This is a genomic window from Paenibacillus hexagrammi (genome assembly GCF_021513275.1).
Lineage (GTDB): Bacteria > Bacillota > Bacilli > Paenibacillales > NBRC-103111 > Paenibacillus_E > Paenibacillus_E hexagrammi.
Map to the genome: position 1 here is coordinate 1235302 of NZ_CP090978.1, position 12371 is coordinate 1247672.

At 46.1% G+C, this 12371-nt stretch carries 9 protein-coding genes; all 9 read left to right on the forward strand.

Annotation, left to right across the window (positions count from 1 at the left end):
• The first annotated feature begins 11 nt into the window (after positions 1 to 11).
• The 9 genes from L0M14_RS05550 (at position 12) to L0M14_RS05585 (ending at position 12154) form a co-directional block, all read left to right on the forward strand.
• On the forward strand, positions 12 to 1790 hold the full coding sequence (locus tag L0M14_RS05550) for a sensor histidine kinase (protein WP_235121216.1): 1779 nt from the start codon (positions 12 to 14) through the stop codon (positions 1788 to 1790).
• Between the two features lie 568 nt (positions 1791 to 2358).
• A complete protein-coding gene (locus L0M14_RS05555; protein ID WP_235121217.1) occupies positions 2359 to 3363 on the forward strand; it encodes a substrate-binding domain-containing protein in 1005 nt (334 codons plus the stop codon).
• 109 nt (positions 3364 to 3472) lie between these two features.
• Positions 3473 to 4132: an ATP-binding cassette domain-containing protein gene (locus L0M14_RS05560; protein WP_235121218.1), complete on the forward strand. Its 660-nt coding sequence runs from the start codon at positions 3473 to 3475 to the stop codon at positions 4130 to 4132.
• Entirely contained in the window at positions 4107 to 5030 is a 924-nt protein-coding gene (locus L0M14_RS05565; RefSeq protein ID WP_235121219.1) for a sugar ABC transporter ATP-binding protein, read from the forward strand. Before L0M14_RS05560 ends, L0M14_RS05565 begins: the two co-directional genes overlap by 26 nt.
• Positions 5027 to 5329: a hypothetical protein gene (locus L0M14_RS31420; protein ID WP_311198839.1), complete on the forward strand. Its 303-nt coding sequence runs from the start codon at positions 5027 to 5029 to the stop codon at positions 5327 to 5329. Before L0M14_RS05565 ends, L0M14_RS31420 begins: the two co-directional genes overlap by 4 nt.
• Before the next feature lie 32 nt (positions 5330 to 5361).
• Positions 5362 to 6003: an ABC transporter permease gene (locus L0M14_RS05570; RefSeq protein WP_311198840.1), complete on the forward strand. Its 642-nt coding sequence runs from the start codon at positions 5362 to 5364 to the stop codon at positions 6001 to 6003.
• A 17-nt stretch (positions 6004 to 6020) separates the two neighbouring features.
• Entirely contained in the window at positions 6021 to 8096 is a 2076-nt protein-coding gene (locus L0M14_RS05575; protein ID WP_235121220.1) for a methyl-accepting chemotaxis protein, read from the forward strand.
• Between the two features lie 5 nt (positions 8097 to 8101).
• Positions 8102 to 9061, forward strand: coding sequence for a PfkB family carbohydrate kinase (locus L0M14_RS05580; protein ID WP_235121221.1), 960 nt, complete (start codon positions 8102 to 8104; stop codon positions 9059 to 9061).
• 108 nt (positions 9062 to 9169) lie between these two features.
• On the forward strand, positions 9170 to 12154 hold the full coding sequence (locus L0M14_RS05585; protein WP_405030821.1) for a GH32 C-terminal domain-containing protein: 2985 nt from the start codon (positions 9170 to 9172) through the stop codon (positions 12152 to 12154).
• Positions 12155 to 12371: the final 217 nt, after the last annotated feature.

A 12371-nucleotide genomic window follows, 5' to 3' on the forward strand; every position in this document is an offset into this window, starting at 1 on the left:
GAGGGCTGGATTTGCTCAGGCATCGAATCATGCGTTTTTTTGAGTTTAAAAGCATTCAATCCACCATAGCAGTCGCCTTTTCCTGCCTAATCGTGGTTACCATAACGGTCATTGCATGGATGTCTTATACATTGTCCACCGAGGCTGTGAAAAAAAATTCCCGGGACTATACCTACCAGCTAATGGGGCAATTGAGCTCCAATATTGATAGTTATATGACTTATATGGATAATATTTCCCGAATGGTTCTCTCCAGCTATGACATCAAAGAATATCTTCTCAAACAGGTTTATCTGGGTGCCAGTGCCAAGGAAGATTTGAAGCAGAAGATTTCATTTCAGCTAAACACGGTGCTAAATACGAGAAAAGATATATCCTCCATCCTGATATTCGGCACGAATGGCGAGGTGATTCCTTATAACGATTATATCGAATTGAATCCTAACATTGTTCCGACCGAGCAAAGCTGGTATAAGAAAGCGGTTGAAGCAAAAGGAAAGGTCGTCATCTCTTCTTCACACATGCAGAATATGATCCTTAACGATTACAATTCCGTTATTTCATTAAGCCGGGAGCTGAATACCGATGTTGATGGGGAGAAGCTCGGCGTTCTGCTTGTAGACTTGAATTACAGCGTGATCAACGATATATGTAACAAGATTAAACTTGGGGATCGCGGATATGTGTTTATTTTGGATGCAGACGGAAACATTGTGTACCATCCCGATCAACAGCTCATCAACGGGAACCAGAAGAAAGAACTGATTTCGCAGGTCATGAATACGCCTGGCAGCAGCTTTATCACCTCTGAAGGAAAGAATAGCCGGATATATACGATCAAAACATCCCAAAGCACAGGCTGGAAAATTGTCGGGGTTACTTATGTAGATGAGCTGGTATCGAATAAATATGAGCTGAAAATGTATACATTTGTTGGCGGTATCGCATTTTTGATTATTGCCGTGATGCTTTCAGTTATTTTGTCTTTGCGTATTTCCAAACCGATTAAACAGCTGGAGCGCTCCATGAAGGAAGTGGAAAAAGGGAACTTTGACACGCAGGTCGAAATTCAGGCCTCGGATGAAATTGGACATTTAAGCAACCGCTTCAACCGAATGACCACAGAGATTAAGGAATTGATGCTGCAGAACGTCAAGGAGCAGGAGACGAAGCGAAAGATCGAGCTTCAAGCCCTGCAGGCGCAGATTAACCCGCATTTCTTATACAATACACTAGACTCGATTATTTGGATGGCAGAAGGTGAAAAGTCTAAGGAAGTGGTGCTGATGACCGCTGCTCTTGCCAAATTGTTCCGTTTAAGCATTAGTAAAGGCCAGGAATTCATCTCCGTGTTTCATGAGATTGAGCATATCAAGAGCTATTTGACCATTCAAAAAATGAGGTATAAATCCAAAGTGGATTTTGAAATCAACGTAGATCCGAGCATTTATTCTTGTAAAGTGATCAAAATTATTTTGCAGCCCTTGGTAGAAAATGCGATTTATCACGGAATCCGAAATAACCCGGGCATTGGCAAGATCACTATAGGCGGCAGCCGAACGAAGGATGAAATCATTCTTCAGGTTAGTGATAATGGGATCGGGATGTCACCGGAGGAGCTGCAAGGCCTATTTCAGAAGGAGCAGACATCCTCGAAGGGCAGCGGCATCGGCGTGAAAAATGTGGATCTGAGAATTAAGCTTCATTGCGGAGAACGATATGGGCTAAGATTTGATAGCGCCTTAGGGCGAGGAACAACGGTGAGTGTTGTGCTGCCGATTATGGAATAGGAGTTTAAAAGAACCTACTCTGATACACACGTATCAGGTTAGGTTCTTTTTTCTGGATAAAGCTGCGTTCATTACGAGCTTCAGTAGCTTTTCTCCGAGTATACCTTCTCCGAAAACTACTGAGCTCTCCATTATCGCTTTATCGATAGTCTGACCTACTCTGATACACACGTATCAGGTTAGGTTCTTTTTATTTTTCAGCAAAGTAGAAAAAATTCAACAATCGCAAGAAGATTTTCTATTATTTTCAGCTCGGTGCAAATGTATGATGAGAACAGAGTTAACCAATCGCTCTCTGGCAGGGAGGTGAGGAATGCTAGTAGTGTGCGGTAAATGTTTGTGTGCAATCTTTAGAGGGGGCAAGGGTTGACCGCAAGAGAAGGAGGGAGGAAAAAAAGAACATGCAAAAGAGTTCTTCTACTGGCTAGTGTGTCGGCAAACGTAGTAGCCAGAACGGACTCTCTCACATGTTCCTGATTAAGCAACTTCACACTTATTATCTCATAGTTAACTGATTTTTTCACGAATCAAATTCACTCATTATACGAAAATTCGGAGGAATGCTCATATGAAATCCATCAAAATCTTATTATTCATGTTTATAGCCTTTACATTTGCGTTAACAGGCTGCAGTCAGAGTGAGCAAGCGCAATCCGGAGCGGCAGCAACACAAGCGCCTACAGCAGAGGCGAAAGCAGCTGATCCTACACCTGCACCGCAGAAGAAGGTCGTAATCGGTCTCACTGTACAAAACCTGAGCAATCCATTCTTCGTTGCTATGTCCAAGGGAGCAACTGAAGCTGCTAAAAAGCATGGCGCTGAAGTAATTACCGTTAGTGCAGAAGATAATCTGGCTACGCAAACTGCTCAAATCGAAGATTTTATTACGAAAAAAGTGAGCATGATTGTTCTAAGCTCCGTAGACACCAAAGGGATTGCTGCTGCAGTAGGCGAAGCTAAGGCCGCAGGTATTCCGATCATCTCGGTTGACACCATCTCCGAAGGCGGAGTGAACGCCAGCGTTACCTCGGATAACGTGCAAGCGGGTAAAATCGCAGGCGAATATTTGGTGAAGCGTCTGAATGGAAAAGGAAATATCGTCGTGTTGGATGGTCCTCCGGTTTCTGCTGTATCTGACCGTATTGAGGGATTCATGGAAGCTATCAAGGGTTCCCCTGACATTAAAATTGTGGCGAAACAAAATGGTAACGGCAATCGTGAAACGTCCTTGTCCAAAATGGAGAACATCCTGCAAGCAAACGGTAAAGGAACGATTGATGCCGTATTCGCGATCAATGATCCAACAGGTATCGGAGCGAAAATTGCTGCAGAGCAAGCGGGACGAGATAAAGAAATGTTTATCGTAGGTGTAGACGGTTCGCCAGATGCTGTAACGACGCTCAAGGAAAACAAAAGCTTTGTCGGCTCATCCGCTCAAGCTCCATTCAATATGATCACCATTGCGGTAGACACCGGCTTTAAAATTCTAGCTGGCGAGAAGGTCGATGAGCTTATTAAGCTGCCTTGTGAATTCGTAACAACCGAAAATGTGAACCAATATAAAGGCTGGTAAGATCGATACCAATCATTCTGCGATGCGGGGCCCTCTAAGGTACCGCATCGCATTACCTATCTTCCATCAACCAGAAACGGTAGACAAAACATTGGGCTGGAGTGAGAGTATGGAGGCTATACGAACAACAGAAAATGAAAAAAATCAGACGTCTACATCGTCCATCGTATTGAGTATGCAGGGGATTTCCAAGTCATTCTCAGGCGTTACGGTACTAAACAATGTCAATATTGACTTGTATAGAGGTGAAGTGCATGCCTTAATGGGCGAGAACGGCGCCGGCAAATCAACCTTGATGAAAATTATGGCGGGCATTCACCGTCCCGATTCCGGCAGGATGATCTATCGCGAGCGAAATACTACCTGGCATAATGCTATGGAAGCCCGTGAGAATGGCATCAGCGTGATTCATCAGGAGTTAAATCTATCACCCAACATCACGATTGGCGAAAACGTATTAATGGGCACTCGATTTCCCAGAAACAAGTTTGGCATGGTGGACTGGAAGCAGGTTTACGAGCGTGCCCGCACCTTGCTGCAATCGATTGGATCCGAATTGGATCCTAGAGCGTATGTGTCAACCTTAAGCGTAGCTCAGCAGCAAATGGTGGAAATAGCCAGAGCTTTGTCCATCGAAGCCGAAGTATTGGTGATGGATGAACCGACAGCATCTCTGACACACAAAGAAATCGAGAAGCTTTTTATTATTATTAACGAATTGAAGCAAAAAAGGTGTCGCTATCGTGTACATCTCCCATCGGATGGATGAGATATTCAGAATTTCCGACCGCTGTACCATATTGCGGGATGGACAGTGGATTGCATCCGTGCCTATTACCGAAACGAATCCCGATCATCTTGTCAAAACAATGGTAGGACGCGAGCTCAATGAATTATTCCAAAAGCCCCCGTCCCACACAAACTGGATTGCGAATAAAACTCCGGTTCTGGAGGTCAAAGGTCTATGTGATAACCATCAGGTGAAGGATATCTCTCTCGAAGTGCATTCGGGGGAAATTGTGGGAATTTCAGGTCTGGTAGGAGCGGGAAGGACGGAACTCGTACGGGCTATCTTTGGTTTATCTACAATTACTGCCGGCGAAATTAAGATTGACGGGAAGCCGGCGGACATACATTCGCCAGAAGATGCCATGCGATATGGCATTGCGCATGTGCCTGAAAGCCGCAAAGAACAAGGATTGTTTTTAAATATGTCAGTGAAAGAAAACATCATGATGGCGGAAATGTTCCGATATCGAAAAGCTTCTCTCTTGGATTGGAATCAAATCAATGAGGAAACCGACAAGTACATTAAGGAATTAGGGATCAAAACAGCAAGTAAAGAGCTGAAGGTGGTCAGCTTGTCCGGAGGAAATCAGCAGAAGGTGCTTTTGGCACGCTGGTTGTCCATTAAACCGAAAGTACTCCTGCTGGACGAACCGACCCGAGGTGTAGATATCGGCGCGAAGACGGAGATTCATAAGGTTATCCATAAATTGGCCAAGAACGGCCTGGCTGTGATCATGATATCCTCCGAGCTGCCGGAGATCTTGGCGCTGAGTGATCGGATTCTCGTCATGCACGAGGGTAAGATTCGGGCCAATCTGCAGCGTGAGGAAGCCACGCAAGAAAAAATCATGTATTATGCAACGGGGGAAATCAAATGAGTGCGGGAACGGAAGTATTAGCCGGGAAAAAATATCAAAACACATTCACCTTTAAAAAAATCTGGAACCAGCTTGGCATGCTGCTTGTACTGGTTGCGATCTGTATCATTCTGGCTATTTTTGCACCGAATTTTACAGATACGAATAATATTCTCAACATTTTAAAGCAGTCATCTGTGAATGGAATTCTTGCGGCTGGAATGACTCTTGTTATTCTGACAGGCGGGATTGATTTATCTGTTGGATCAACGATTGCGCTTGCCGGAGTCGTTTCTGTGCTGCTCTCAAAAATGGGGTAAATCCATACGTTTCCATGGTCGCAGGGATTGCAGTGGGTTTTCTCGCTGGATGGGTGAATGGCTTCTTGACGGCAAGAACCAAGCTGCCTTCGTTTATTGTTACATTAGGCAGTATGACGTATATCAGAGGGGCAGCCTATGTGATTAGCGGTGGTTTGCCAACGATTTTAACATCCGAGCAGTTCAAATTTTTTGGTTCTGGCAAGTTTTTGACAATTCCTACACCGATCTATATTATGCTTGGCGTGTATCTGGTTATTTTTATCATGCTGAAATACACCATGTTTGGCCGGCATATTTACGCTATAGGAGGTAATGAGGAAGCGGCAAGATTGACCGGAATTAAGGTAGAAAGAACACTGATTAATGTATACGCAATCAGTGGGCTATGTGCGGGTTTGGCCGGGGTTGTCCTTGCTGGACGCTTGATTTCCGGGCAGCCGAATGCCGGGAATATGGCTGAGCTGGATGCCATTGCATCCGTTGTCCTGGGAGGAACAAGTCTAGCCGGAGGTACAGGACGCATTCAGATGACCATTATCGGTGTCTTAATCTTGGGGGTGATCCGCAACGGCTTGACGCTGCTAAATGTTAGTTTCTTCTGGCAGACCGTTATTACCGGTGTTGTCATTGTGCTTGCCGTGCTATTGGATCGTTTGCGCAGCGATAAGTAGGGAGTGTGTCTGTTACTATGGTGAAGGTTCGTTTCAGAAGCATCCGTACCCGCACAATGGTCACGATTGTGCCCTGGCTGCTGCTGTCCATGTTCGCATTGTCAGCAATCAGTTACACCTATTCCAAGCGTATTATCGATCAAGAAATTAACTCCAAAATGGAATATCAGCTGCACTCGACGATTAACAATATGCAAACCATATTAACAGCACATAGTAAAATTCCCGAAAGCTTGGCGCGCATGATTGAACCGGTAGGAGATCGGATCGATAAAGGGAAATATTTTCAAATTATTCAAGGCTTGCTCTCGACCAACCCGGATACGTTTGGTGTCGGCATCTGGTATGAGCCTTATCAGTACAAAAGCTATTTGAAATACTATAGCTCCTATGCTTATCGGGATAACGGACGTATCTTATTTTCTAATGATTATGACACCGAAGAATATAATTATCCGGAGAAGGACTGGTATCTGCTTGGCAAGAACACGACGGAGCGGGTGGCATGGACGGACCCATTCTTTGATCCAAATTCCAATACCACGATCTTGACGGCAGCCGTTCCATTCTACAACAACAATAAATTTCAAGGTGTCGTCTCAGCAACCATCAATTTAACGAATTTGCAGCAAAAAGTGGCTGATATCCATGTGGGCAATAGCGGATACGCCTTCTTGCTCGACCGTAAGGGGAATCTGATTGCTGGGAAAGATAACGAGCATGGTATGGATCCCAGTGCTAAAGAGAATGCGCAAGCAAGCTGGAATCAGCTTAGCCAATCAATACTATCGAGCAGCAGCGGGGTACTTAACCTTCATGACGAGAACGGCATCAATAATGTTTACTTTCAAACGGTACCGGATACGAGTTGGAAGCTGGCCATTGTTATTCCTCACGATGAGCTTTACGGGCAAGTCAACCGCTATTTGAAAATCTCCATAATGGTCAGTGTGTTTTTCATTGCTTTTGTTATCCTTGTCATTTATGTTTACAGCTTGTATATGACCAATTCGATTAAGAAGGTTCATATTCTCTCCAAGGCAATATCAGAAGGGGATTTGACGAAGCAAATTCATGTAGAATCCGTGGACGAATTTGGACAAATGGGCACAGGCTTGAATGCGATGACGAATCAGCTGCAAACCATTTTATCGCAGGTAGCCTTAAGTGCTAAAGGTGTGTATGAAACGTCCGTTCAGCTCTCGCATAATTCCGAGCAATCAGCCAAGGCTACGGAGGCTATTGCCCAATCCATCCAAGAGGTGGCTAGTGGCACACTTCGGCAGCTGGATGTCACGAGTGAAGCTGCTAACGCAGCGTCGGATATGCTGGGATTTATCCATTCCATTTCACAAAGAGTGGATCACGCGAATCAATCGGCCCAGCATGCGCTAACGGCAGCCCAATTAGGGAAAGCGGACATACTAGACGCCATCAGCCAAATGGATCTGATCTCGCAAAATTCCGCCAAGTCGGTGGCCCTCATCCGTCATCTGGAAGAGAAGTCTAAACAAATTAATGAGATTATGAGACTTCTCTCTTCGATTGCCAAACAAACGAAGTTGCTTGCACTGAATGCAGGTGTCATAGCCTCCCAAGCAGGAGCTAATGGGAAGACATTTGCCGTCATCTCCCAGGAGATTCGACTGTTGGCGGAGCATTCCACGAAGTCAGGCAGTGAAATCGACAGATTAATCGCAGAAATCCAAGCATGCATGGTTCAAGCTGTAGAAGCTATGAAAGAAGGGGACTCCTCGGTCCAAGACGGCAGACTGCTGATCAGGAAAGCAGGGGATTCCTTTACGGAGATTCTTCAGCTTGTCGAAGGCGTCTCCGGAGAGTCCCGTGAGATGGAGAGTGAGGTAAAAAGGTTTCAGCTAAGCGTAGAAGAAATCGCTGCAAGCATGAAGGCCATTCTGCATGTATACGAACAATCTGCAAGTGAAACGCAATACGTGTCGGCCATCACAGAAGAGCAGACGGCAGCCATTGAAGAGGTCGCTTCCTATTCTAGCGAGTTGGCTCATATGGCGAAGGCTATGGAACGATTAGCTGCTTCATTTAAGCTGTATAAAGAGACAGAAGGGGAGTGATCAGGGTGTGTGATGTCGTTGCACTTGGGGAGTTATTAATTGATTTTACGCCGCAACAGCCGGGTCTGACCGGGTCACCGCTATTTCAGCAAAATCCGGGGGGAGCACCTGCTAATGTGCTTGCGGCACTTGCGGCATTAGGTAGACAAACAGCCTTTATCGGAAAAGTCGGCAGCGACGACTTCGGACATTATCTGGAAAGTGTGCTGAAGGCGCAGCGGATTGATACGTCAGGGTTGGTATTTTCGAAGGACGTGAATACGACACTTGCCTTTGTTACGCTAAGCGATAATGGGGAACGGAGCTTTACGTTTTACCGCAGGCCGGGTGCAGACATGATGTTTCAGGTTCATGAAATCAATTACAGTCTCATTGACCGAGCTAACATATTTCATTTCGGATCGGTATCATTGACTCATGAGCCTGTCAGGTCGGCAACGCATGAGGCAGTTTCCTATGCCAAGAAGAAGGGGCTGCTGATCTCATACGACCCTAACGTAAGAATGAATTTATGGGACAACGCTGAGGAAGCAAAAGAACAAATTGTGCGCTGCCTGCCTTATGCAGATATCCTTAAGGTTTCTGAGGAGGAATTAACGTTCTTAACAGGCACGGACGTGCTGGAAGACGGTACGCAGCAGCTTTATAGCTTATATGGGACCCCATGTATTCTGGTCACTCTGGGGGAGCAAGGCTGCTTCTATCGTACCGGTGAGATCACAGGTCATGTCCGTGGTTTTCGTGTAAAAGCTGTTGATACAAACGGGGCAGGTGATGCTTTTTTGGGAGGTATTCTGTTCCAAGTTTTACAGATGAGCAAGCCTATGAATGAATGGAGTCGTGCGGATACGGAAAGCATGATTACATTTGGAAATGCGATGGGAGCGATTGTAGCCTCAAAGCAAGGTGCATTGCCTGCTATGCCCGGTTTGTCAGAGGTTCAGCGTATGCTGGGAAATATGTAAGATAAGCAACAAGAAGGAAGTCTGTATGTGCTGGATAGCTTTCAGACCTCCTTTTTATATGTGGTATTTGTAACCGCTTACAAATTATACATTTTGGGAGGAATATGAATGAAAGATTATCTTTATAAGCTGGCAGGTACCTGTTTGTTCTTATGGCTCACGCTTTTCTTGGCGCAGCCAATCTATGCGGCTGACAATCCTTACAATTACTACGATGAGACCTACCGCCCGCAGTATCATTACTCGCCACAGGCCAATTGGATGAATGACCCGAATGGCATGGTCTACTACCAAGGTGAGTACCATCTTTTTTATCAGTACTACCCGGATGGAGAGGTATGGGGACCGATGCATTGGGGGCATGCCGTGAGCACGGATTTGGTACATTGGACGACGCTTCCTATTGCGCTATATCCGGACTCCATAGGAGATATTTTTTCCGGCAGCGCCGTCATCGATTGGAATAACACAGCAGGCTTCGGTGCGGAGGCGATGGTTGCTATTTTTACACATAACGGCACCTCGCAGCAGCAGAGCATCGCTTACAGCACGGACAAAGGACGTACTTGGACGAAGTACGCCGGCAACCCTGTTATTCCCAATCCGGGCATTGATAACTTTCGCGATCCCAAGGTGTTTTGGCATGCAGCGACGAACCGATGGATCATGACACTTGCAGCGAATGACCGGGTCAAAATCTATACGTCTCCCGACTTGAAGAACTGGACATTTGCCAGTGATTTCGGTGCCGACCAGGGTTCTCATGGCGGTGTATGGGAATGCCCTGATTTATTTCCGCTTGCGGTAGACGGCAATCCGGCCAACACGAAATGGGTGATGGAGGTTAGTATCGGCAACGGAGGGGTCGCCGGCGGTTCAGGCATGCAATATTTTATCGGTGATTTCAACGGGAACGTATTTACGAACAGTAATCCGGCGTCAACGGTACTTTGGAATGATTACGGACCTGATTATTATGCGGGAGTAAGCTGGAGTGATATTCCGTCGACGGATGGTAGAAGAATTTGGCTAGGTTGGATGAATAACTGGAACTATGCCACGATCATTCCAGCGTCTACCTGGAGAAGCTCCATGAGCATACCAAGAGAATTAAAGCTGAAGACATATCCTGAGGGCATACGGCTGCAGCAGGTTCCTGTCCAAGAGCTTAGCACACTTCGTGGAACGGACAGCGCTTGGGGACCGACGACGATTTCCCCGGGAACGAACATTCTTTCTGCAAAATCCGGAGATGCCTTTGAGGTGATCGCTGAATTCCAGGCCAATACGGCGACAGCATCCGAATTCGGCTTTAAAGTGCGCAAAGGCGGCACTCAATTCACTTCGATCAGCTACAACAAAACAAATTCAAAGCTGTTTGTAGATCGTTCCTTCTCCGGCGTGACCGGCTTCCAACCGACATTTGCTTACAAGCATGAGGCGCCTCTGACTCCTGATTCGAATGGTAAGATACGTATGCATTTTTTTGTAGATCGTCAGTCCGTTGAAGCGATTGGCAATGACGGCAAAGTCTCGATATCCGATCTCATTTTCCCCGACCGTTCCAGTCAAGGCATGGAACTGTATGCAATCGGCGGGAATGTGACCTTGAATTCATTACACATCTATCCGATGAATAAAAGCATGGGTACGACCCCGTTTGTATCCAATTTATCAGGCTGGGTGACGATCAATGGCAAATGGGCGGATACGGTCGGGGGAAAACGCGGCCGGAGCACGGGAGATGCTTTCACGCTAAGCTCGCAAATGGGTGGCAACTTCACTTACGAAGCCGATGTGAAAGTATTAGGCAGCAGTGATGGAGCAGGCGCCCTCGTCTTCAGGGCGAACAGTAATGCAACCCGAGGCTATGTCGCTAACATCGATACGCGGAGTGATGTCGTCAAGCTGTTCAAGCTGAACGGAGACGGCACGACAACCGTGATCGGCCAGTTTGCAACACCGCTTAACACAAGCACCGATTATCATTTGAAAGTAGTTGCCTCGGGAACGAATATCAAGGTTTACCTAGGGACAACGCTTGCCTTGAATGTGAATGATTCAACTTACGATAGCGGATACTTCGGACTTAACGTCTGGAATTCGAGCACGGAATTCAGGAATGTGTACACTTCAGGTGTAACGGGGCTACTATCCAACCTCCCTAACATGGCGGTGCAAAGCGGAACTTGGAGCAATACGGCTTCAGGCAAGCAGGGAACCAACACGGGGGATGCATTTGCACTAAGTGCTCAAACTGCCTGGTATGTCGATTATTCCGCATCCATTAAGGTGACTACGGGAGGCGCAGGAGCCCTGGTATTCCGGTCCGATGCAACTGGAGCCAACGCTTATGTGGCGAATGTCGATGTTCAGAATCAGGTTGTAAAGCTTTTTAAATTTGTAAATGGCAGTGCTACGGTTCTTGGTCAATATGCAACACCTCTCTCATTCAATACCGCTTACCAACTGCGGGTAGTTGCCGATGGAGCCAATATTAAAGTGTATTTGAACGGCAATCTTGTTCATAATGTAACGGATACAACATTCAGCAGCGGACGATTAGGGTTGAATGTATGGAACGGAACGTCTATATTCCAGAATGTTTTATATGCAGCAGCAACGCGGGATTTGACCAATTCGGGCTTTGAAACAGGAAATTTATCGGGTTGGACCGTTGTAAGCGGTACGGCCTTCAATAACGCGGATGTTACCTCCGCCGCCACTTTCTGGGGAGGCCCGTTCAATCATCAGGGGAACTATCATCTCTGGGGCTTTAATAACGGCGCAGGCGCCGATTCGCCTGTAGGTGAGCTCCGCTCAGAGACCTTTACTTTAGGCGGTAACGGTCAAATCAGCTTCCTGCTTGCCGGGGGCAACGATAGCAATCATCTGTATGCCGCTTTAGTTGATGCGGCTACAGGAACTGAATGGATGAAGACAACCGGCATGAATTGGGACGGATACAATAGGTACTCCTGGGACGCTTGGCCATATATTGGAAAAAGCTGCTATATCAAGCTAGTTGATAACGCTAGCGGAGGTTGGGGGCATATTAATCTGGATGATGTGAGTGTACCTGTATGGAAGTAGCACTGATGATTATAGAATAATCTTACTTTGCAGTACTCTTGGCTACGAATCAGAGCCAGGGGTACTGCTTTCTTATTGAGTGTTACAAATATTCACAGCAATTCTTGTTGGCTATTCCTCCTTACCGACTTCTGAAGAGTAAATCCAAAAATATTGAACATATAACAAATATGTTTGAATTTAAAGCGCTTTCTAGGTCGTTCTATAATAAAGGTAC

Bases quoted from the DNA above. Each gene is read 5' to 3' on its own strand.
- L0M14_RS05585 (WP_405030821.1), top strand. From the start codon at position 9,170: ATGAAAGATTATCTTTATAAGCTGGCAGGTACCTGTTTGTTCTTATGG.
- L0M14_RS05555 (WP_235121217.1), top strand. From the start codon at position 2,359: ATGAAATCCATCAAAATCTTATTATTCATGTTTATAGCCTTTACATTT.
- L0M14_RS05560 (WP_235121218.1), top strand. From the start codon at position 3,473: ATGGAGGCTATACGAACAACAGAAAATGAAAAAAATCAGACGTCTACA.
- L0M14_RS05575 (WP_235121220.1), top strand. From the start codon at position 6,021: ATGGTGAAGGTTCGTTTCAGAAGCATCCGTACCCGCACAATGGTCACG.
- L0M14_RS31420 (WP_311198839.1), top strand. From the start codon at position 5,027: ATGAGTGCGGGAACGGAAGTATTAGCCGGGAAAAAATATCAAAACACA.